Source organism: Arthrobacter sp. B2060 (assembly GCF_059090445.1).
Map to the genome: position 1 here is coordinate 69200 of NZ_JBNHFR010000015.1, position 21627 is coordinate 90826.

Annotated in this window: 14 protein-coding genes and 3 pseudogenes; 13 read left to right on the forward strand and 4 right to left on the reverse strand. The window is 65.5% G+C overall.

Annotated features, from left to right (window positions below):
• Positions 1–127: 127 nt before the first annotated feature.
• The gene (locus tag AC5RUM_RS20420; RefSeq protein WP_494036657.1) at positions 128–1477 is read left to right on the forward strand and encodes an MFS transporter; all 1350 of its coding nucleotides are present in this window, start codon (positions 128–130) and stop codon (positions 1475–1477) included.
• Here AC5RUM_RS20420 and AC5RUM_RS20425 read toward each other — a convergent pair.
• Together AC5RUM_RS20425 and AC5RUM_RS20430 are read right to left on the reverse strand one after the other, a co-directional pair.
• Positions 1463–2809 (reverse strand): alpha/beta fold hydrolase, encoded by a 1347-nt coding sequence (locus AC5RUM_RS20425; RefSeq protein WP_494036658.1) that lies wholly within the window; start codon positions 2807–2809, stop codon positions 1463–1465. The genes AC5RUM_RS20420 and AC5RUM_RS20425 overlap by 15 nt on opposite strands.
• On the reverse strand, positions 2802–3302 hold the full coding sequence (locus AC5RUM_RS20430; protein ID WP_494036659.1) for a GNAT family N-acetyltransferase: 501 nt from the start codon (positions 3300–3302) through the stop codon (positions 2802–2804). The genes AC5RUM_RS20425 and AC5RUM_RS20430 overlap by 8 nt, the downstream gene beginning before the upstream one ends.
• A gap of 74 nt (positions 3303–3376) precedes the next feature.
• Here AC5RUM_RS20430 and AC5RUM_RS20435 point away from each other — a divergent pair, with 74 nt between their 5' ends.
• On the forward strand, positions 3377–4189 hold the full coding sequence (locus AC5RUM_RS20435; protein ID WP_494036660.1) for a 4'-phosphopantetheinyl transferase family protein: 813 nt from the start codon (positions 3377–3379) through the stop codon (positions 4187–4189).
• Between the two features lie 23 nt (positions 4190–4212).
• Here the strand turns inward: AC5RUM_RS20435 and AC5RUM_RS20440 are convergent, their stop codons facing one another.
• Positions 4213–5355: a M20/M25/M40 family metallo-hydrolase gene (locus tag AC5RUM_RS20440; RefSeq protein ID WP_494036661.1), complete on the reverse strand. Its 1143-nt coding sequence runs from the start codon at positions 5353–5355 to the stop codon at positions 4213–4215.
• A gap of 390 nt (positions 5356–5745) precedes the next feature.
• Here AC5RUM_RS20440 and sbnA point away from each other — a divergent pair, with 390 nt between their 5' ends.
• From sbnA to AC5RUM_RS20495, 11 genes and pseudogenes are all read left to right on the forward strand, one after another.
• Complete coding sequence (sbnA, locus tag AC5RUM_RS20445) at positions 5746–6816, forward strand: 2,3-diaminopropionate biosynthesis protein SbnA (RefSeq protein WP_494036662.1); 1071 nt, start codon at positions 5746–5748, stop codon at positions 6814–6816.
• Positions 6817–6821: 5 nt separating this feature from the next.
• The gene (locus AC5RUM_RS20450) at positions 6822–9938 is read left to right on the forward strand and encodes a Pls/PosA family non-ribosomal peptide synthetase (RefSeq protein WP_494036663.1); all 3117 of its coding nucleotides are present in this window, start codon (positions 6822–6824) and stop codon (positions 9936–9938) included.
• The gene (locus AC5RUM_RS20455) at positions 9935–12550 is read left to right on the forward strand and encodes a non-ribosomal peptide synthetase (RefSeq protein WP_494036664.1); all 2616 of its coding nucleotides are present in this window, start codon (positions 9935–9937) and stop codon (positions 12548–12550) included. The genes AC5RUM_RS20450 and AC5RUM_RS20455 overlap by 4 nt, the downstream gene beginning before the upstream one ends.
• Complete coding sequence (locus AC5RUM_RS20460; protein ID WP_494036665.1) at positions 12550–13557, forward strand: TauD/TfdA family dioxygenase; 1008 nt, start codon at positions 12550–12552, stop codon at positions 13555–13557. Before AC5RUM_RS20455 ends, AC5RUM_RS20460 begins: the two co-directional genes overlap by 1 nt.
• A complete protein-coding gene (gene sbnB / locus AC5RUM_RS20465) occupies positions 13554–14621 on the forward strand; it encodes a 2,3-diaminopropionate biosynthesis protein SbnB (RefSeq protein WP_494036666.1) in 1068 nt (355 codons plus the stop codon). The genes AC5RUM_RS20460 and sbnB overlap by 4 nt, the downstream gene beginning before the upstream one ends.
• 51 nt (positions 14622–14672) lie before the next feature.
• Positions 14673–15812, forward strand: a complete 1140-nt coding sequence (locus AC5RUM_RS20470; protein WP_494036667.1) for a LuxE/PaaK family acyltransferase — start codon at positions 14673–14675, stop codon at positions 15810–15812.
• A 75-nt stretch (positions 15813–15887) separates the two neighbouring features.
• Positions 15888–16610: pseudogene (locus tag AC5RUM_RS20475) on the forward strand (aminotransferase class III-fold pyridoxal phosphate-dependent enzyme); the annotation flags it as partial.
• 1132 nt (positions 16611–17742) lie between these two features.
• Positions 17743–17853: pseudogene (locus tag AC5RUM_RS20480) on the forward strand (DUF3516 domain-containing protein); the annotation flags it as partial.
• A 359-nt stretch (positions 17854–18212) separates the two neighbouring features.
• Complete coding sequence (locus AC5RUM_RS20485; RefSeq protein ID WP_494036688.1) at positions 18213–18374, forward strand: fumarylacetoacetate hydrolase family protein; 162 nt, start codon at positions 18213–18215, stop codon at positions 18372–18374.
• Positions 18358–19038, forward strand: a pseudogene (locus tag AC5RUM_RS20490) (amylo-alpha-1,6-glucosidase); the annotation flags it as partial. The gene AC5RUM_RS20485 and the pseudogene AC5RUM_RS20490, both read left to right, overlap by 17 nt.
• A 162-nt stretch (positions 19039–19200) precedes the next feature.
• Complete coding sequence (locus tag AC5RUM_RS20495) at positions 19201–20679, forward strand: purine-cytosine permease family protein (RefSeq protein WP_494036668.1); 1479 nt, start codon at positions 19201–19203, stop codon at positions 20677–20679.
• 71 nt (positions 20680–20750) lie between these two features.
• On the opposite strand, the gene AC5RUM_RS20500 is transcribed toward AC5RUM_RS20495, so the two are convergent.
• Complete coding sequence (locus tag AC5RUM_RS20500; RefSeq protein ID WP_494036669.1) at positions 20751–21623, reverse strand: IclR family transcriptional regulator; 873 nt, start codon at positions 21621–21623, stop codon at positions 20751–20753.
• Between the last annotated feature and the right edge of the window lie 4 nt (positions 21624–21627).

Below are 21627 nucleotides of genomic sequence, written 5' to 3' on the forward strand. Positions count from 1 at the left end.
CAGGCCTGAGGCAGCCCTCCTGGGAACTGCCCACGTGGAACCCCGGTCACTCTGTGGCCGGGGTTCTCCATTTAAAACTTTGCAGTGGGTCCTCCTCGTACAGCCGGGCCAGGACTATGCTCGGAGGATGGCAACCACTTCCCGGGCGGAGCCGGATGTGCGCCAGGTGCAGCGTCGCACCGTGCTGCTCCTGGGATCCGCGCAGTTGCTCAGCGCCATTGTTACAGGGGCCACCGTATCCATCGGCTCCCTGCTCGCGGTCGACCTGTCCGGTTCCGAGGCGTGGGCCGGATCCGTCGCCACCATGATGACTCTCGCCGCCGCGCTGGCGGCACTGCCGCTTGCCTCACTGGCTGAGCGCCGTGGACGCCGGATCAGCCTGGCCACCGGCTTGGCGGCCGCACTGGCCGGTGCGCTCCTCATCGTGGTGTCCGTGGTCACCGGCATTTTCGTGTTCCTGGCGATTGGCGCGGCCGGCGTCGGGGTGGGCACCGCCGCCAACCTGCAGGCGCGGTTTGCCGCCGTCGATCTGGCCGATGCCGAACACCGCGGACGTTCCCTGTCCGCCGTCGTTTGGGCCATCACCGTCGGAGCCGTGGCCGGGCCCAACCTGGTCCAGCCCGGCGCCGTGGTTGGCCAGAGCCTGGGGCTGCCGCCCATTGCAGGACCGTTCGTCATCTCCGCTGCCGGGCTGTTGCTCGCCTGCGGCCTGCTCCTGGCCGGGCTCCGCCCCGACCCGCTCATCCTGGCGCGGCAGCTTGCCGCACGGGGTCAGCCCGCCGGGGCTGCCGCGGGCGGTGCGCCGGTTCCGGCGCTGGCCGGAGGCTCACTCGCGAGGGGCCTCCGGGCGGTCCGTCATGCACCGGCCGCGATCCTGGCGCTGGCCGCCGTCGTCGGTGCCCACGCCATGATGGTGGGCGTCATGTCCATGACCCCGCTCCACCTGCAGGCACTCGTTGCGGGCCCCCACAGTGTCCATGGCAGCCATGCCGCCGGAAGCGACGCGCTGGTCATCATTGGATTCACCATCTCGCTGCACATCGCCGGGATGTTCGCACTCTCCCCGGTCATGGGCTGGCTGACCGACAAGCTGGGGAGGACGCAGACCATCGCGCTGGGCCTCGCCATTCTCCTGGCCGCTGTTCTGGTGGCGGGCTTCGGCCAGGGGTCGACGACGGCCGTTGCAGTGGGCCTCGTGCTCCTGGGCGTGGGGTGGTCGGCCTCCACCATCGCCGGATCCACGCTCCTTGCGGAAAGTGTCAGCCAGCAGGACCGCGTCGCGGTCCAGGGCGTCTCGGACATGCTGATGGGTGTTGCCGGTGCCGTCGGCGGTGCTGTCTCGGGCCTCGTCCTGAGCTGGGCCGGATACCTGGGCCTCAACCTGGCCGGCGGCGTGCTCGGTGCCGCGGTCCTGGCGGCCGCCGTCGTTGCCCTTCTGGCCGGGCGGTCGAAACCGGTCGGGTCAGTGCCGGACTGACCGCACCATACCCAGCAGGCGGCCGAAGATCGCTTCGCCGTCGTCGGCGATGCCGTCGTGGTGGAAATCAGCAGTTTCCCAGACCTGCAGTCCCCGGACAGCTGCGGCCGTCTCTAGGGACAGGCCGCGCTCCACGTAGATATCGTCTGTGTACACGGCGGCTGCTGCCGGCACGGTGTTGGCCGCCAACTGAGGCAGGTCATAAAGGGGCTTCCAGTCCGGCTTGGCGGCCAGCAGGTCAGCCACGTCCTTCAGCGGGCGCAGCGCCTCGTCCTGCTCGAAGTACCACGGGTACACCATCTCACCGGTCAACAGGAGTTTCGGTGCGTCCGGGCTGAACTCCGGGAACTCGCGGAGGACCCGCCACGCGGCCCAATCGGTGGCCGAGCCCTGGCCGTAAATCGATTCATGCATCAGCGCGTAGAGGGGATTGCCGGCGCGTGAGACCAGGGGCCGGAGCTGCTCGAGAAAGGAATCAGACAGCCGGACACCGCGTGGCGTGTCCACGAAGGCGTCCTCCAAGAGGTTATGGAGCGCGTCCACCCTGGTGTTTCCGCCCAGAAAGGCGCCCACCATCTGGAACCGCTCCACTGTCAGGCGTTCACCTCCGGGCAGAAATTCATCCGTGCTCCGGAGGTGGCGGGCGATCCGGTCCACGGTATCGCGGTCTTCGGGATACCAGCCAAAGTACTCCGCGTTGCGGGCGGCCACGCGCTTGTAGGTCTCCCGGTACACGCGGTCTGCCGATCCGGACAGCGGCGCCAGGCCGCCGGTGATGAGGACCTCCCGCAGCCCCTCGGGCGCGAACGAAAGGTACGTCAACGCGCAGAATCCGCCGTAGCTTTGGCCGTAGATGCTCCACGGCTCTGCGCCGAGGGCCTGGCGGATGAGTTCGGCGTCGGCCACGATCGAGTCAGCCCGGAAATGTTCGAGGTAGCGGGCCTGGGCAGCGGCGTTGCCCCGCGCCGGAAGCGTGTTCCGGTCGATGGGGGAGGACAGACCGGTGCCGCGCTGGTCAAGCATGAGGATCCGGAAATCCTTCGCGGCCGCCTTGTTCCAGCCGCCGAGCGACATGAGCCGGTTGCCGCGGCCGCCCGGTCCGCCCTGCAGGTAGAGGAGCCATGGCAACGCTTCCGCGGCTGCCTCGCTATGGTCCGCGGACACGTATTCGCGCGCGAAGACGTTAATGGTCTCGGCGGCGGCGTCCTTGCCGGCAGCCGGGTTGAAATGGTCCAGCGGGACGGTGAAGTAGTGCTCAGTGGTGCGCATCCCGCGGAACTCGTGCCTTGCACGAATGGAATGGACGGCGGCGTCCACCGTAACCTCAGCCATGGACGCCCGCCCCGCTGCGGGCGCCAAACGCCGCCAAGGCGTCGCCGGTGAGGCGGAAGGTGGACCACTCCTCCATCGGGTTGGCCCCGAGCTTCCGGTAGAAATTGATGGAGGGTTCGTTCCAGTCCAGGACGCTCCACTCAACGCGTGCATACCCGCGTTCGACGGCGGTTGCCGCCAGGTGCTGCAGCAGCGCCTTGCCGTGGCCCTCACCGCGCGCCTCCGGAGTGACGTAGAGATCCTCCAGGTAGATGCCATGGACACCTTCCCACGTTGAGTAGTTGAGGAACCAGAGTGCGAAGCCCCGCACCTGCCCGTCCTCGTTCTCGGCCATGTGGGCGAACACCCGGGGGTGCTCGCCGAAGAGCACCTCGGTCAGCATTTCCGGGGTGTTCCGGACCGCGTCCGGCTCCTTTTCGTAGACGGCCAGCTCGTGGATCATCTGGAGGATTACGGGAACATCGGCGGGTGTGGCGGGACGGATTACACTCATGGATCCGAGCTTACTGCGTTCCGGGGAGGCGGCACGCGCGCAGGATGGCGCTGGCGTATAGGCTGTTGAGTCCAATGACCCGTCAAGATTCCAGCAACCCTTCCGGGGGCGGTGTAAACAGGCCAGCCCAGCCAGACCTGCAGCGGATCCGTCTTGCAGCCGTAAGGCTGTCCAGCGTCGACCTTCGCCAGGCCGAGTTCCTGGACGATGCCGAGCGGCGGCTGGCACGGACGTTCGCTTCGCAGGTGCAGCGGGAGAGGTTTCTGGCCGGGCGCATAGCGTTAAGGCGCCACGCCGCCGAGGCCGCAGGAGTTGACGTACGGGACCTGCAGGCCGACTACGTCTGCCGGGAGTGCATCAGGGACGACCACGTGCACGGGATGCCGCGGTATCAAACTGGCCCATGGAAGCTGACCGTCCTGGCGAGCCTGAGCCGGGCGGGGGACTGGTGCCTGCTGGCCGCGTCCACGGACGGGCAGGTGCTGGGGGTCGGCGTCGACCTGGAGAGCGGCGGAGCCGCAGGTTTTGAGGGATTTGGACAGATTGCACTTTCGGCTCGGGAACAGGAAGAAGTGCAGATGGTGGAGCCGGCGTTGCAGCCGGGTTTCCAGACACGCCTGTGGACGCGCAAGGAGGCAGTACTGAAGGCGCTCGGCACGGGGTTGGCCGTCGTCGACCCGGCTCTCGTGGATGTTGCCGGTTCCGTTCCCCTGCTGCCAGGCCATGTGGCGGGAACGGGTGGGGCTCTGATGACGGCTGAGCCTCCGGCGGGGCGCCGGAAGGATGGCCGTAATCGCTGGGTGGTCGACGCTGTGGATCCGGGCTCAGTGGGGCTGCCGCTTTCATTCACTGCAGCAATAGCACTTGTATTGAAACCTCGTAGTTAGCTGCAGCCCCGCGCTCCCTACCCTTAGTCGGGGCGGGGCAGCATCGCGAAGGCGACCGTCGCGTAACCCAAGGCACCCGCCAGGTCGTGCAGCAACTGCCGGTCGATGTTCGAGATGTCGTCGCAAGCCCTGTGATAGCAGGGATCGTGCTCGCCGTTCTCAAGGCCGCCGAACTTCTCGACCTGTTCTGCCGTCTTCTCGTCTTCGTCTCCGGTGAACAGACCGCCCGTGGGGATGCCGGCTTTCAGGAAGGGCCAGTAGTCGGAATCGCCATCTTCAAATACCGTGGGCTCGGCCGCAAACCCGTTCTGTGCGAAATAGTCCAGGAAGGCGCGCTCGATTACGTCCGAGCCGGCCGGACCGGCATCTCCGAAGCTTGAGCCATCACCGTCGTGGACGAACCGTCCGCCGTTGGGCGATGCGACCATATCCAGGTTCAGGTTCAGCATGGTCTGCGCGATTTCGCTGTTGCTGAGGGCGTCCACGTAGTGCTGGGAACCCAGCAGGTCCACCTCTTCGGCGCCCCAGAAAGCAAAACGCACCCGGTTCTTCGGCTGGATGCCCGTTTCGGCCATCCAGCGGGCCGTTTCGATCATGGCGGCCACGCCGCTGCCGTTGTCGTTGATCCCGGGGCCGCGGGGCACGGAGTCGAGGTGTCCGCCCACTACGATGGTGTGCTTGGCGCTGCCCGCCGTGTCCGCGAGGATGTTGAAGGTCTCGACGTCCGTCTCGCGGTCCTCATCCCAATAGGTGAAGACCTGCCGCACAGGCCTGTACCCGGCAGCACGCAGCTGTTCCTCAACGTACTTGGCGGAGGCCTCGTAGCCCGAGGTGCCCGAAGCGCGGTTTCCGCCCGATTCGTCCGCGGCCTTTTGTAGTGCCTCAAGGTGCTTCATCAGGTTTCGCTTGGCGAAGGCCGCGTGCACCTGGGTGGCTTTTGCTTCCGGACCAGGCTTGACGGTCTCCGGTGCTGCTGTTGACACCTGCGGGATCGCCGGTTGCCGCTCAGGCGGAGACTCCAGTGCCGGGATTGTCACGGCCGGCGGCGCCTCAAGCGGCTCCCTCCCGGCCGGCGACGAACACGACGCCAGCAGCAATGCGGCAGCAGCGATGACGGCTCCTGCCATGGTAATTCGAGGTTTGCGCGTCGATCGGAACGCGTCCATGAGAGAACGCTACTGCTTGCTCTGAGGGGTCGGGAAGGTCTTTGACAAGAGTCGAGTATGACGCCGCGCGGGGGGTGCGAGTGCGAGTAGGTAGGTACTCACAGGGGCTTGGATACAGGTACTCGAAGCGGTTGCGGCTAGCTACGAAGCCTGCTTACTGTCGAACCACAGGTTTGATGCCTCAACTGCAACTCGGAGTACTCGCGGTGGGGAAGCCAGGTATTCGCTGCTGGGGAAATAGCGGCGGCCGCAGTGTTCCGTTCGTGCCGCTCTGCGCGGCTCTTGTTGAAAAGTGAACTGATCCGGACGCAGTTGTCCGGCACCCTTCACATACAAGCTGTCAGGATCCCCCAACCCTGACCAAGCTCGTGGCAGGGAACGAGGGAGAACATGCCGATTATCAAGGATCCGCACCTGTTCAACGAACAGAGCCTGTTCGTCGACCTGGAAGGGGTGCTAGGCTGCCGCCTCTATCTGAAGATCGAGGGGTTCAATTTCGCCGGCTCAATCAAGCTCAAGCCGGCGCGGGAGATGGTCGAGCGCGCCGAGCGGGAGGGGCTGATCGGCCCCGGCTCCATCCTCGTGGAGTCCTCCTCGGGCAACCTCGGCGTCGCGCTCAGCATGATCGCCGCCAGCAAGGGATACCGCTTCGTGTGTGTGATCGATCCGCGCTGCAACCCGGCAACCCGCCAATTCATGGAGTCGCTCGGGGCCCAGGTGGACCTGGTCACCGAACCGGATCCCGTCGACGGCTTCCTCGGGGCCCGGCTCAACCACGTGCGGGACCTGTGCGCGTCCAACGAGCGGTACATCTGGCTCAACCAGTACACCAATCCCGGTAACTGGGGAGCGCACTACCGCTGGACTGCCCCCGAGATCTCCAATCAGTTCCCCGAACTGGACGTGCTATTCGTGGGAGCCGGGACAACGGGGACCTTGATGGGTTGCGCGCGCTACTTCCGCGAGCACCGGCCCGATGTCCGGATTGTCGCAGTCGATGCCGCAGGATCGGTCTCGTTCGGCGGCCAGCCGGCCACGCGCCTGATCCCGGGACTCGGCATGAGCGTGCGGCCGCCGCAGCTCGACGAGTCCTTGATCGATGACGTGGTGATGGTCGAAGAACTGGATACGGTGCGCGCCTGCCATCGCCTCGCGGCTGCCGGCTTCACGCTCGGTGGCTCCACCGGGACCGTGGTCCACGGCGGCATGTCTTGGCTCGCCGACCACGACGCCCAGGACCTGACGGCGGTGGCCATCTCCCCGGACATGGGCCGTCCCTACCTGGACACTGTCTACAACCCTGACTGGGTGCACGAGCATTTCGGCGCCGACGCGCTAGCAACCGCCGATTTGGCAGGGGCTCCGGGCCGACGATACGACCCGGTGTCGGAGCCACAGCACCCAGCACCCATAACCGTGGCCGGCTACATCGCCACCGCCGCACTGGGGAAATTCCTGTAGTGAACATGAGTCTCGACAACCTGCGGGGCGCCGCGCGTCCCACATCTCCCATCAATCCCCCCATTCCTGAGACAACCGCGGCTCCGGCCGGGAACGGCTCTCCAGCAACTCCGGCCACGGGTACGGCCGTTGCCTTGGAGCGCCGGCTGGCGGATCTTCTCGCATCGGTGGTGAAGGACGACGTCCCCGTGGACGCCAACTTCTTCTACGAACTAGGCGCGGACTCACTGGTGATGGCGCAGTTCTGCGCCCGTGTGCGCAAGCAGCCGGACCTGCCTGCCGTGTCGATCAAGGACATCTACCAGAACCCAACGATCTCGGCGCTGGCCGCTGCCCTGGCACCGGCGGAAGAGGCGTCGGCGACGGTTCAGGTGCAGGTGCAGGAACGGTTGGCGGAGGTGCTGTCCGGCGTGCTGGACATTGGGCATGTGCCAGTGGAGGCCGATTTCTTCCAGGACCTGGGCGCGGACTCGCTGGTCATGGCGCGGTTCTGCGCCCGCGTGCGCAAGCAGCCGGACCTGCCAGCGGTGTCGATCAAGGACATCTACCAGAACCCAACGATCTCGGCGCTGGCCGCTGCCCTGGCACCGGCGGAAACGGTGCCGGCATCGCTGCAGGACCGGTTGGCTGAGGTGCTGTCCGGCGTGCTCGGCGTCGAGCACGTGCCGGTAGACGCCGATTTCTTCCACGACCTGGGGGCGGACTCGCTGGTCATGGCACGGTTCTGCGCCCGCGTGCGGAAGCAGCCGGACCTGCCGGCGGTGTCGATGAAAGACGTCTACGGCAACCCGAGCGTCTCCGCCCTCGCCGCGGCTCTGCAGGTCCCTTCACAGCACGACCGGCTGCAGGAGCCCTCGCCGGTCGCGGCTTCAGTGCCGGAGGCTCCGGCGCCCATGGACGCGCGGACGTGGGAGTACGTCGCCTGTGGCGCCCTGCAGGTGCTCGTCTACCTCGGCTACTGCCTCCTCGCTGGCTGGCTCGCGGTCGTGGGCTACCAGTGGATATTCCCGGAAGCGGGGCAGGGTAACCACCATTGGTTGGGCCACGGGACGAGCCTGTTGGAGGTCTACCTGCGGTCGATCGCCTACGCCGGGGCGACGTTCGTGCTGCTGAGTATCCTGCCGGTGGCCGCGAAGTGGATTATCGTCGGGCGCTTCCGGCCCCAGGAGATCCGTATCTGGAGCCTGTCGTACTTCCGGTTCTGGCTGGTCAAGACCCTGATGCGAACCTCACCCCTCTCGCTGATGGCCGGTTCCCCGCTGACAACCTTCTACCTGCGGGCCATGGGTGCCAAAGTGGGCCGCAACGTGACGATCCTGACCAAGCGCCTGCCGGTCTGCACCGACCTGCTCACGATTGGGGAGGGGACGGTGATCCGCAAGGACGTGATCGCAAACGGCTACCGAGCCCACGGCGGCGTCATCCAGGTCGGTGCGGTGACGCTAGGCCGTGACGTGCTCATCGGCGAGGGCAGCATTCTGGACATCAACACGGCTATGGGAGACGGCTCGCAGTTGGGCCACCGGTCCAGTTTGTATGCTGGCCAAGCAGTGCCCGGGGACGAGCGCTGGCACGGTACGCCGGGCAGACGCACTGATGTGGACTTCCGCACCGTTGACGCCACGCCCTACCGGCCCTGGCGCCGGGGATGGTTCGCCTTCACCCAGTTCTTGAGTGCGGCCGGCTTGGGCCGAGCCATGCTGACCATAGCCACCGCCGTGGCCGTCCTGGCGTTTCCGCGCGTGGCGGCGCTGTTGGAGCCGCACCCCTTGGCGTTCACTGACTGGTCCTTCTACGCCCACGCTGTTGGCCTCGCCGGCCTGACCGTCTTCGGTGGAACGGTCGTGGCGTTGGTCTTCGTAACGACCGTGCCGCGGCTGCTCAACCTCGCGCTGAAGCCCGACACGGTGTATCCGCTGTTCGGACTGCGTGACGCGGCGGCGCGGGCGGTGACGAGGTTGACCAACAATTCCATGCTTGGAGGGTTGTTCGGCGACAGCTCGTACGTCGTGAACTACCTGCGGGCCATCGGGTACGACCTGGGGCAGGTCCAGCAGACCGGCTCCAACATGGGCACGGTGTTCAAGCACGACAACCCTTTCCTTTCGTCGATCGGCACCGGCACGATGATCGCTGACGCGGTGTCGTTTATGAACGCCGACTACTCGCCGACGTCGTTCAAGGTCAGTCGGGCGGCGATCGGCGCGCACAACTTTCTTGGCAACGGCGTTTTCTACCCGGCCGGGGCAAGGACCGGGGACAACTGCCTGCTCGCGACCATGGTGGCGGTCCCCATCGACGGACCGGTGCGCCATGACGTGGGCCTGCTCGGGTCACCGCCGTTCGAGATCCCTCGTTCGGTCCTCCGGGACGCCCTCCCCGAGGAACATAAGAACCGTGCGCACTTCCGTCGGGACCTGGCAGCCAAGAACAGGCACAACCTGCGCACGATGGCCCTCTTGATGCTGGTGCGGTGGCTCAACATCTCGCTGGCCATGATCACCATGTTCGCCGCCCTCGAGCTGTCCGACCAATTCGGTTTCCTTGCCGTGAGCGCGTCGTTTGCCGTGATGCTCCTGATTGGCTTGCTCGTCCCCAGCGCCATCGAGCACATCGTGACGCGGTCCCGGGGACTTCAGCCCCAGCTCTGCTCCATCTACAACCCATACTTCTGGTGGCACGAGCGGTACTGGAAGCTGCAGATCCAGAGCCGGTACATGACCATCCTCGACGGGACGCCGTTCAAGCCGCTGGTCTGGCGTCTGCTCGGCGTGCGGATTGGGTCCCGGGTCTTCGACGACGGCTGCGCGTTCCCCGAGCGGAGCCTGGTGACGATCGGCTCCCGCTGCACACTGAACGCCGGCTCTGCGGTGCAATGCCATTCCCAGGAGGACGGAATGTTCAAGACCGACCACAGCATCCTTGGGGACGGCGTCACGCTCGGCGTCGGCTGCCTTGTCCACTACGGCGTGACCGCAGAAGACGGTGCCGTCGTCGCCACCGACTCCTTCGTGATGAAGGGGACAACCCTCCCCCGGGGAACCGTGTGGGGTGGCAACCCGGCCGAAGAGGCCCGCGCCGCCGCCACGTCCACCCTCGCGCTGGAAAGGCCCGTATCATGACCACCACCTCTGCATTGACCTGCCGCACCGCCGGCGACCGCTCGTCGGGCCCGGGCAAAGACCGGACCGCCCCCGCGGGTGCCGCGCCGACGGCGATTCCCAGGTGGACGCAGGAGCGCCAGCCCGGTCAGGGGCGGATCGAAGTGGCTGTGCCCGAGGACCTGCGCCAGGCCGTGCGGACACTGTCCCGCATGTTGGACGTGACCCCTGCATCGATCTGGATGGCAGCTCATGCAAGGGTGCTCCAGTCGCTGTCCGGCGAAAAAGAGGTCACGACCGGCTGCAAGGACGCGTCGGGGACCTGGCCCTGCGAACTCGATCTGCGACTAGGTTCATGGCATGCGCTGGTCTCTTCGGTACGCACCCGGCAGGTCCAGGCCCACGCCGAACGGGCCGGGGGGCCGGAGGCGGGGCAGCCGCCGGCTTCCGGCACATACGAGGTGGTACTCAGCACCGACCATGACGAGGATTCCGAGCTCGCGGAAGGCCTCGTCCTGGGAGTGTCCCTCCACGGCGCCGCAGGTGGCGAAGCGTTGAGCCTGCGCTACCGCCGCGACGTCCTCGACGAGGACGCAGCCCTCCGGATCGCCGGCTATCACCTGAGCGCGGTCCGCCATCTGGTCGCCGACCCCGAATCGGACCCCGACGACGTCGATCTCGTCGGTCCCGAGGAGCGGCGCCTGCAACTGGAACAGCTGGCCGGACCCGAGCGGCCCCGACCCCAGCGGCGCTTCCACGAGCTGTTCGAGGAGCGCGTCCAGCAGCTTCCCGAGCGCATCGCGGCGGTCCAGGACGCGCGGGAGTGGACGTACTCAGAGCTGAACGCCCGCGCCAACCGGATTGCCCGTGCCCTGCTCGCGCGCGGGCTGCGCGCGGAGGACATCGTGGCGGTCGTCGCCGAACGGGATCTGGAGTGGATGGCCGCTGTGATCGGCATCCTCAAAGCCGGGGGCGCGTACCTGCCGATCGAGCCGCACTTCCCGGCCGACCGAATCGCCAGAACGCTCACGCGGGCCGGGGCCCGGGTAGTGCTCACGGAAGGCGGCAGCACCACCGCCCTCGACGAGGCACTGGAAGGAATGCCTGCAGTGATGAAGCTTCTGTTCGAGGACATCGAGGCAGAGGGGCACCCCGCCGACGACCTCGGCATGGAGATCCGTCCCGATCAGCTCGCTTACGTCTATTTCACCTCCGGGTCCACTGGCGAGCCGAAAGGCGCGATGTGCGAGCACGACGGCATGGTGAACCACCTGTACGCCAAGATCGAGGACCTGGGGATCCGCCCTGGGGACGTCGTCGCCCAGACCGCCCCCCAATGCTTCGACATCTCGCTGTGGCAACTGGTCTCGGCTCTGCTCGTCGGCGGCCGCACACTCATCGTCGGGCAGGACCGCATCCTCGACGTCGAGCGGTTCATCGACACAGTGGAACGGGGCGCGGTGGCGGTCCTCCAAGTCGTCCCGTCGTATCTGGACGCCGTGGTGGCGTACCTGGGCGCCAAGCCTCGCGCCTTACCGCACCTCCGCTGCGTCTCGGCGACAGGGGAGGCTCTAAAGCGTGAGCTGGTCCGCCGCTGGTTCGACGTGATGCCGAACGTCAAGCTGGTCAACGCCTACGGGCTGACGGAAACCTCCGACGACACGAACCATGAAGTGATGAGTGCAGCGCCCGCGGGCGGCTCCGTGCCACTGGGCCGGCCAATCCCGAACGTCCGGATCCACATCCTCGACGAGCGGCAGCGGCTTGTGCCGCTGGGAGCGCCGGGTGAGATCGCCTTCTCCGGGGTGTGTGTGGGCCGCGGCTACATCAACGACCCGGAGCGCACTGCACAGGCCTACTCCACCGATCCCTATGTGGACGGCGCGCGGCTCTACCGGGCTGGCGACTACGGCCGCTGGTCCCCGGACGGCAAGCTGGAGTACCTGGGCCGGCGGGACAACCAAGTCAAAATCTCCGGGTTCCGCATCGAGATCGGCGACATCGAGAACGCGCTGCTGCGAGTTCCCGGCGTCCGCGACGGCGCCGTCGTCGTAGGCGAGGGCGCCGGGCAGTCCAAGTTCCTCGTGGCGTTCTACTCCGGCAATCTGCCGCTCGACGTTGACGAAATCCGCAGCGATATGGCCGCGCGGGTACCGGGCTACATGGTTCCGTCGGCGTACAGGTGGCAGGAGAGCCTGCCCCTGACCGGCAACGGAAAGATCGACCGGAAGGCTTTGACCCGCATGGCGCTGGAAGTCGTCCCCGAGGCCGGCATCGCCGGGGAAGCCCTCTCGGCGACCGAGCAGCGACTCGCCGAGGCATGGGCGACCGTGCTCGGCCTGCCGGTGGGCCGGATCGGTGGGCAGGACTCGTTCTTTGCACTGGGCGGGACTTCGCTGTCCGCGGTGAAGCTCGCCGTCCTGCTCAAGCGCGCAGTGTCGATCAAGGACATCATGAAGACGCCCATCCTGGCGGACCTGGCGGCCCTGCTCGAAGCCTCGTCCCTGGCGGACGCTGCCGTTCCGCCCGCCCCGCGGCCGGCGGGAGCCGTCGCGGAGCCCGTCTCCATGGCCCCGGTGGGAGGACCGGCCGGCCACTCCCACCAGCTATCCATGAAACGAAAGGACCTCTGATGTCGTCTCCTACACCCAGGATTCAGTTCGACGTGGAACGCCAAGCCGGGCAGGCACCGATGCTCACCGTCGAGGATGGCCGCGACTCCGTACGGTGGGCCGAACAGAACCGTGAGGCGCTGCGTGCGGCCGTGGTTGAGCACGGCGCCGTCCTGGTCCGCGGTCTGGGCCTCCGAGATCCAGCCCAAGTGGCCGATGCCTTCCAACTGCTGGTTTCTGGTGGCCTCATGCCGGACCGGGAGGCGTTCGCAACCAGGCAGCCCTACTTGGACGGCGTGTACTCATCCCTCACTTGGCCGGCGAATCAGCCCATGTGCATGCACCATGAGCTCAGCTACGCGCTCGAGTTCCCCGGATTGATGCTCTTCGCCTGTCTCCAGGCACCCAGCGTCGGTGGGGTGACCGGTGTGGCGGACGCCCACACCGTGCTCGATGCCATACCCCCGGACATCGTCCGGCGGTTCGAAAACGAGGGGTGGCTGCTCGCCCGCAGCTACAACGAAGACATCGGTGCCACCTATGAGGAGGCGTTCGGGGTTTCGAACCGCGCCGACGTCGAGAGCTACTGCCGCGCGCACGAAATCGAGTTCGAGTGGCAGAGCGACGGGGAGCTGCGCACCCGGCAACGGCGCCCCGCCGTGGTCCGGCACCCGGTGACCGGTCAACGCTGCTGGTTCAACCAGGTGGCGTTCCTGAGCGAATGGACGATTGCGCCCGAGGTGCGGGAGTACCTGGTGGACGTCTACGGTCCCGACGGGCTGCCCTTCAACACCCGCTTCGGCAACGGCGAGCCGATCGGCGAGGAAATCATTGCCCTCCTGAACGAGGTCTATGAGGCCCACACTCTTCGAACCCCTTGGGAGACGGGAGACCTCATGCTGGTCGACAACGTCCGCATGGCGCACAGCCGCGAGGCCTATGAGGGGCCTCGGGAGATTCTCGTCGGCATGGCCGAGCCGCGCAACATTTTCGATCTCGATACGCACACCCAGGACGGTTCAAGATGACAGAATTCGCCACTTCCCCAGGCACAGCGGCCGTAGAGCCGAAGACAGTTCCGCCTTTCGCGGTCATTTCAGGGACTCAGGTGCAGCAGGTGCTCCAGGGACGGGAAAAGCAGGTCATCGAGCTGGTCGAGCAGACCTACCGCGTGCATGCAGCCGGAGACTCAGTGAACCCACCGTCCTATTTCCTGCGATTCCCGGACCGGCCCACCTCGCGCATCATAGCCCTGCCGGCCTCGGTCGGCGGACAGGTAGAGGTTGACGGCATCAAATGGGTCTCCAGCTTCCCGGACAATGTCGCATCGGGGATTCCGCGCGCGTCAGCGGTGTTGATCCTCAACGACCGGGCAACGGGGTACCCCCTGGCTTGCATGGAGGGCTCCATCATCAGTGCCTCCAGGACGGCTGCATCGGCCGCCGCGGCTGCCGACTGGCTCAGCCGGGGAGGCGGGCGTCCGCGACGTGTCGGGTTCTTCGGCGTTGGCCTCATTGCCCGTTACATCCACACCTTCCTGAACGCCGCTGACTGGTCCTTCGACGAGATCGGAGTGTTCGACCTCTCGGACGAGAGCGCGGAGGGCTTCAAGGGCTATCTTGAACGCAGCGGCGCCCGAGCCCGGGTGACCGTGCACGACGGCCCCGAGCAGCTGATCAGAAGCAGCGACCTCGTCGTGTTCGCCACGGTGGCGGACCATCCGCACGTGCACGACACGACGTGGTTCGAGCACAACCCGCTGGTGCTGCACGTGTCCCTGCGCGACCTGGCCCCGGAGATCCTGTTGGCGTCGACCAACATCCTTGACGACGTCGACCACTGCTTGAGAGCCGGGACGTCGGCCCACCTCGTGGAGCAGATGGTCGGCCACCGGGACTTCGTGGACGGCACCTTGGCCGACGTCATGGAAGGCAGGGTCTCGCCGGCGGACGATCGCCCCGTGGTGTTTTCGCCCTTCGGCCTTGGCGTGCTCGACTTGGCCGTGGGCAAGTACGTCTACGACGAACTTGCGAGCAGCGGCCAGCTCCGGGTGGTCGAGGGCTTCTTTTCCGAACTGCGACGGTACGGCTGACCCGGCGGCCCAACCACGTTTATCGATTCGCACCCACCGAGGAGTGACACCATGCTCTCGTTAGCGCAGATGCTGGGAAATGTGTCCGAGGCAAACCTGCAGTCCCCTGACGATTGGGCACGGTCGGTCACCCACGTCCTGCGGGACGCCGCGGTCTACCACCAAGCCGGTAACGACTTCTACCATGCCCAGTGTGAAGCGTTGGGAGTCGATCCCGCCGCGATCAACGACATCAACGACCTGCAAGACCTGCCACTATTGCCGGTCGGCATGTTCAAGCGTCCCGACGCCCAGGTGCTGCTCACCTGCTCCCTGGCCGACGTCGAGACCGAAACCCGCTCCAGCGGAACCCGCGGTCTCCCGTCCGTCGCCCCCCGCAACAGCGAGACCTTGACCCTGGCACTGGTCGGCATGATGGGGACCTACCGGGACTTCTTCAGCCTGTCCGGGGGCGCGGGGCTTTTCTTGAACCCGTCGGACCCCAAAGCTTCGGAGTTGGGACTGCTCAAGGACTTGAACATCCTGAACAGCGTCTTCGACCACCACGCATATCTCGTTGCCGACCAGGCGTTCAACGCCAGGGAGGCCCTGGAGCACCTGCGCCAGTGGAAGGGCCATATGACACGCCACATCGTCGGTCCGCCGTTCCTCATCGGCCGGCTCCTCCGGTTCCTCGAGCGGGAGGAGATAGATGTGCGCTTGGACGCGTACAGCATGATCATCACTCTCGGCGGCTGGAAGCGGCACACGGCCGAGGCCATCCCTGACGAAGGCTTTCGGGAGCTGTGCCACGACTTGCTCGGCGTGCGCACGGAGAACGTGCGCGACATGTACGGGATGATCGAGTCGAACATGCTCGCTGTCGAATGCCAGCTGCATCGCAAGCACGTTCCGCCGTGGTGCTACATCTCCATCCGGGACCCTGGCCAGAACGGCAAGGAGCTCGCCCCGGGGGAGACCGGCACCATCGCCGTACTAGACGCCCTCAGCACCAGCTACCCCGGTTTCCTCCTCACCGACGACATGGGCGACGTCGAGACCGGCACCTGCGGGTGCGGCAGAACCGGCCAGGTCATCAACTTCCGCCGCCGGGGCCAAGGCGGCGGGCTTGGCCACTGCCCCGTCAGCATCGAGCGCTACCTCGGTACGGGCACCGCCGACGCTGAGGCGCCGGCTCTCGTGAAGGCCTGATTTCGCGGCGTGAACTGGTCCGGACGCAGATGTCCGCGACCCTTCACACACAAGCTGGCAGGAACATCCCCCATGATGGATATTTTTGAATCACTGGAGTCCGAAGTCCGTTGCTATCGCCGAAATTTGGACACTGTTTTCGAGCGCACGGCCAGCAGCATGATTTACAGCGAGGAGGGGCGCGAGTACGTCGATTTCACTTCCGGTGCTAGCGCCCTGAGCTATGGATACAACCACCCTGCACTACATCGTCCGCTGGTGGAATATGTGCTGTCCGGCGCAGTGGTCCACTCCCTTGACATGAAGACTGCCGCGAAGCATCGGTTCCTGGAGACGTTCAAGCAACTGATCCTGAGACCCCGGAACCTTGACTACGGGGTGATGTTTCCAGGGCCAGCCGGGACGAACTGCGTGGAGGCCGCGCTGAAGCTGGCCAGAAAGGTGACTGGACGCCCCCATGTTCTCGGTTTCACCAATGCATTCCACGGTATGACCCTCGGTTCGCTGGCTGTGACAGGCAACTCCATGAAGCGGCACGGTGCGGGCGTCCCCTTGGCAAACGCATCCAGCGTCCCTTACAACGGATTCCTCGATGGCGGCGCCCCCGACTTTCAATGGCTTCGAATGGCCCGGGCCGCCTGGCTCAGGGAGCTTTTAGATCTATGCCATCAACACGGCATCCAGCTCATGGTGGATGACGTACAGGCCGGATACGGGCGGACATGGACGTTCTTCAGTTTCGAGGAGTCCGGGATCGTCCCGGACATTGTCTTCATCTCCAAATCCATTTCAGGCTTCGCGGGCGCTACCGAAGGCGCCACTGTCCGGGGCCGGGGCCTGGCGCCTCCGGCCAAAGCCCTAGCGGCCAAGGCACAAGCGGTTGGGGCACGATCTGATGTGGTCCAAGCGGACAGCACTAAAGCGCTCAGCGCAGGAACGGACGGGACCCGCGTGCTACTCGACGCTGTGGCATCCTTCCATCCCCGCCACCGCGCAGCGGCAGACGAGCGGAGCGACAATCTGGCATTCTCGCGAGTCTCGCATCCTCGCGAGAAGATGCGCACCGGTGGTCACATGCGCGCACCCACAGGCACCGCAGGGCCGTGTCACGATGATGGAAGGGACAGGCCCATGGAAGCGCGGTCATCCATCGCCGGAACCCGCCCGTTCCTGAGTACGGCCAGCGCCCAGCAGGAACCGGTACCGACGGTGGTCAGTCAGATGCATGAAGTGACGACGGGCAGCAGCATGCCGCCCGCAGTGCAGACGGATCCGGCGGCGAAGGTGCGGGCCGACGTTACAGTCTATTTTCTGGGCGGCGAGCAGAACCTGCTCTACGTTGAGGTCAACGGGCAGTGGGTGGAATACGTCAGGTCCGCCCCGCCGCCTGAGGATCAGAAGCGGGTAGCTCAAGCGCCCCTGGCCCAGCCAATTCCCCACACGGATACAAGCCAAAATGCCCGCCCGGACCCTGATGCATGGCCTGGTCCTGTCCACTGGGCCGGTTACACCTGCCATAGTCCCGACGAACTAACGAGGGACCGCAAGCGCCGGGTCTACTACGATCCCGCCACCAGGCCGGATCGGTTGTTCACTGCAAACGGTGAGGCGCCCGCGCTGCCCTTGCCGGTCCTGGAGCTTGCCGGGCACCTGGCAGACCCGGAACCATGGCTCGATCCCGAGTCGGGGGACCGGTTCTCCTCCGACGGAGCCAGCATGGTCCTGAAGCTGCTGAGGTACGCCCCGCGCTAGCCGTTTACGACTCCCGCTGTGGTAATACGCTGCTCGTTCACACGGAGGTTTCAGTTTGCAAAATAGCCTGATTGGGTCAGTCAGCCCCATCCTGGGCGAACGCAATGGCCGATGACGCAAGTACCGGCCCAGACCGGCTGACAGCGCCGGCTTCCAGGCTCAAAGGAGGTTGACCGCGCCGGCGGTCTGGAAGGTCGGCCAGATCTTCGACGACCCTGCGCGCAACCACGACTGGGGCAACTCGGCAGAGGTGGACATTGCCGCCTCGGACGAGACCGGCGGTGCTGTCTCGGGCCTCGTCCTGAGCCGGGTCGGATACCTGGGCCTCAACCTGGCCGGCGGCGTGCTCGGCGCCGCGGTCTTGGCGGCCGCCGTCGTTGCCCTCCTGGCGGGGCGGTCGAAACCGGTCGGGTCAGTGCCGGACTGACCGCACATGCCCAGCAGGCGGCCGAAGATCGCTTCGCCGTCGTCGGCGATGCCGTCGTGGTGGAAATCAGCAGTTTGCCATGTGGGGGGCGAACACCCGGGGTGCTCGCCGAACAGCCCGCGGTCGTGCTCGGGATTGCGCACAACCGGACTATCAACCACCATCCCTGCCCATCCAGGCGTGGCACACTGTTCACACGGTAGCCAAACCCCGGTGATCTGATAGCGGCGGCACGCGGTCGCGGCACGGTCAACGTCGAAGGCGAGCTCGCCGTCGTCATTGGCAAAAGCGCGACGGAACTGACCGCCGCGAATGCCTTGGAGCACGTTCTCGGCTTTGCGGATCTTTTCGAGGTAAAAGAGGCCCGCATACGACGCCGGTGACACGGCCTTGGCGGAAGATCTCGCCGACCGCGGTGCACAGTTGAAGAAACGGTTCAATGAGCAGTTCTGGATGCCCGACCGTGGCTACTACGCCGTCGCTTTGGATGGCAGGAAGCGGCAGGCCGACGCGTGCGCCTCCAACATGGGCCACTGCCTGGCGTACGGTCTCATCGACGAGGACAAAGCGCCGCAGGTGGTGGAGCGCCTGATGTCACCGGAAATGTTCAGCGGCTGGGGCGTGCGGACACTGGCCAGCGACATGGGGGCCTACAATCCCGCGAGCTACCACAACGGTTCGGTCTGGCCGCACGACATGCACTCATCGCGAGCGGCCTGCTCAGGTATGGGTTTATCGCCGAGGCCCTAGGCTGCCACCACGCCGATCCGGCTGGTGACGAACTTGATGCGGTACGACACCCACGTCTCGCTCGGGGGCCTTTGGGTGGATCCCGTACTCCCGAAGTCCTACGGCGACCTGCACATCACGAATGCGCCGATGGCAGGCGGCCGGATCACTATCGATATTGCCGATTCCGTCCCGTCCATTCAAGGACTGCCTGAGGGGATGGAACTACGCCAGGGGCTCCGGATGTACCTGACCGAACTGATTGAGCAGGCGGGCCTTCACCGCAAGGCACAGGGAAACCACGCGCGAAAACGGTGATGGTCCCGGCGGATGAAAAATGAGCCGAACCACAGTTTTGCTCCTATCGTCCGAAATCCCGGACGAATCGTCCGAGCTTACGGGTGATGCCGCTCACAGCACGTGCTCAGATGGATTCAAAGGTTGGGGGACCTCAATCCGGTCGTCAAAGTGAGGAAAAGCATGCAGGCCACAACAACGGGATCAGTGGGGCCGCGCGTTGAGCGCCGCTCCATCGACTTCGTCCCGGAAAACGAGCGTCACGGTTCCCCGGCACAGCAGTTCACGCTGTGGTTCGGAGCGAACATGCAGATCACGGCCATCGTCGATGGAGCCCTCGCGGTGCTGTTCGGGGCGGACGCCCTGTGGGCGATCATCGGACTGCTGGTCGGCAATCTTCTTGGCGGGGCAGTCATGGCCCTGCACGCTGCCCAAGGTCCTAAACTCGGGCTTCCGCAGATGATTTCCAGCCGGGCACAGTTCGGAATTCTGGGTGCGGTCATCCCTCTGGTGCTGGTCATCATCATGTACCTCGGGTTCGCTGCCACAGGCACTGTGCTGGCTGGCCAGGCTGTGGATGAGATCCTGCACACCGGCACGCCGGCCGTGGGCATGGTGATATTTGGCGCGTTGACCATCCTCGTCGCAACGCTGGGCTACAAATACATTCACATGATGGGGCGCATCGCCACGGTCGTTGGCGTGCTTGGCTTCACTTACCTCGGTATCCGGCTAGTCACCAGCCAGGATGTGGGAGCCCTCGTGGGATCCGGCAGTTTCGAATTTCCCACTTTCTTGCTCGCCATCTCCCTCAGCGCGGGGTGGCAGCTGACCTACGGGCCCTATGTGGCCGACTACTCCCGCTACCTTCCGTCCAACACCCCGGCCCGCAAGACGTTCCAAGCGTCGTACTTCGGCACGGTGCTCGGCTCCCAGTGGTCCATGACCCTCGGTGCACTCTTCGCCGCCCTTGCCCTGCCCAAGGGGGAGAGGTTCCTGGATGGTCAGGTCGCCTTCCTCGGGGAAATGAGCGGTGGCGGGTTGATTGCTGTGGTGATCTACCTGGTCATCGTGATCGGAAAGCTGACGGTCAACACGCTGAATGCCTACGGCGGGTACATGACCATGCTGACCTCGGTTACGGCTTTCACCCGCAAAACGGGAGTAGCGACCTGGACCCGGTTCGCCTATGTTGTCGGCTTCATCGGGCTGTCCGTGCTTATCGCCGTCCTTGCGTCGCCGGACTTTATCGCCAACTTCAAGAACTTCGTGCTGCTGCTACTCATGGTTTTCATCCCCTGGAGCTCCATTAACCTGGTCGACTACTACCTGATCTCCAAGGAAAAAGTGGATATCCCTGCCCTGTATGACCTGAACGGACGGTACGGGCGTTGGAACAAGACCGCCCTGATCACCTACGCAGTGGGCATTGTCGTGCAGATTCCCTTCCTGGCCCAAGCCCTTTACACCGGTCCCATGACGAAGCTCCTGGGCGGCGCTGACATCTCCTGGCTCGTGGGGCTGGTCGTCACGGCCCTGGTGTTTTACCCGCTGGCCAAGAGGAATTCAAACGCCCCATCCCACATGATTTACCCCGCCGAAACCGGTCCTGAAGTACTGCAGCCCGTTGCGAACTCCGCGTCCACCAACCCGGCCGTCTAACCGGCCCCACGACGGTCCTGAGGCGTCTGCTCTCGGAAAACAGTGCGGATACATGATGAGTGTCCCGGCCACTATGTGGCCGGGACACTCGCCGTCGAGCGGTGTTCACCGCGAATACCCAGTCTCCGGGATATCTCACGGGCACAACGGCTCACCTCGGGAATCCATTCACGGGCCACGTCTTCAATCCGCATTGCCCGTTCCTCCGGCGTCTCGGCAGCCTTAGCCCGGCGCGAACCACCAGGAGGGAACGCGCGGTTGGAAACTGTCAATGCCACGCTGGCCACGGGAAAACGCTGCCGGTCCAGGACGGCGACGGCCACGGACGAGAAACCGGCTGTGACCTCATCCTGTTCCCACGCGTAGCCGAGGGACCGCGCCCGTGACAGCAAGTCCTGCAGGGCCGGCAAGGACTGCGGTCCGTTGTCATTGCGAACCGTGAACGCCTCCGTACCGGGAAACAGCGCGGCGACCTGCGCGGGATCCATCTGTGCCATCATCGCCCTGCCGCTGGCCGTCAGATGGGCCGGAAGCCGGACACCGGTGTCTGTCACCAGAGGACGCTGACGTGGAGCGCGTTCTTCGATGACGTAAACGACGTCCCGGCCATGCATCACCGCCAAGTGCGCAGTGCGTCGGGTTCGGCTCACCAACCGCGCCAGAGGGTGGCGGGCAATTCGCTGAAGAGGGGCCTGCCGTGAATATCCGGTCCCCAGTTCATGGGCAGTGACTCCCAGCGCGTACTTTTGCTCCTCGGGGAGATGAATCAGAAAGCCGTCATCAACCAACGCCGCGATTAGCTGATACGTAGTTGATCGAGGCAATCCAACGTCACGGGAGATGATCGAAGCGGCCACGGGACCGGCCTGTTCGGCGACATACCTGAGAACGGCGAGGACCTGTACAGCGGCGGGGGCCTTGGGACGCTGCAACGAGCTGGTCATGTTC

What these genes read in the sequence shown, in the direction of transcription:
- sbnA (WP_494036662.1), top strand. Translation starts at nt 5,746, where the DNA reads ATGCCGATTATCAAGGATCCGCACCTGTTCAACGAACAGAGCCTGTTC.
- AC5RUM_RS20495 (WP_494036668.1), top strand. Translation starts at nt 19,201, where the DNA reads ATGCAGGCCACAACAACGGGATCAGTGGGGCCGCGCGTTGAGCGCCGC.
- AC5RUM_RS20435 (WP_494036660.1), top strand. Translation starts at nt 3,377, where the DNA reads ATGACCCGTCAAGATTCCAGCAACCCTTCCGGGGGCGGTGTAAACAGG.
- AC5RUM_RS20440 (WP_494036661.1), bottom strand. Translation starts at nt 5,355, where the DNA reads ATGGACGCGTTCCGATCGACGCGCAAACCTCGAATTACCATGGCAGGA.
- AC5RUM_RS20460 (WP_494036665.1), top strand. Translation starts at nt 12,550, where the DNA reads ATGTCGTCTCCTACACCCAGGATTCAGTTCGACGTGGAACGCCAAGCC.
- AC5RUM_RS20430 (WP_494036659.1), bottom strand. Translation starts at nt 3,302, where the DNA reads ATGAGTGTAATCCGTCCCGCCACACCCGCCGATGTTCCCGTAATCCTC.
- AC5RUM_RS20455 (WP_494036664.1), top strand. Translation starts at nt 9,935, where the DNA reads ATGACCACCACCTCTGCATTGACCTGCCGCACCGCCGGCGACCGCTCG.
- sbnB (WP_494036666.1), top strand. Translation starts at nt 13,554, where the DNA reads ATGACAGAATTCGCCACTTCCCCAGGCACAGCGGCCGTAGAGCCGAAG.
- AC5RUM_RS20500 (WP_494036669.1), bottom strand. Translation starts at nt 21,623, where the DNA reads ATGACCAGCTCGTTGCAGCGTCCCAAGGCCCCCGCCGCTGTACAGGTC.
- AC5RUM_RS20470 (WP_494036667.1), top strand. Translation starts at nt 14,673, where the DNA reads ATGCTCTCGTTAGCGCAGATGCTGGGAAATGTGTCCGAGGCAAACCTG.
- AC5RUM_RS20450 (WP_494036663.1), top strand. Translation starts at nt 6,822, where the DNA reads ATGAGTCTCGACAACCTGCGGGGCGCCGCGCGTCCCACATCTCCCATC.
- AC5RUM_RS20425 (WP_494036658.1), bottom strand. Translation starts at nt 2,809, where the DNA reads ATGGCTGAGGTTACGGTGGACGCCGCCGTCCATTCCATTCGTGCAAGG.
- AC5RUM_RS20420 (WP_494036657.1), top strand. Translation starts at nt 128, where the DNA reads ATGGCAACCACTTCCCGGGCGGAGCCGGATGTGCGCCAGGTGCAGCGT.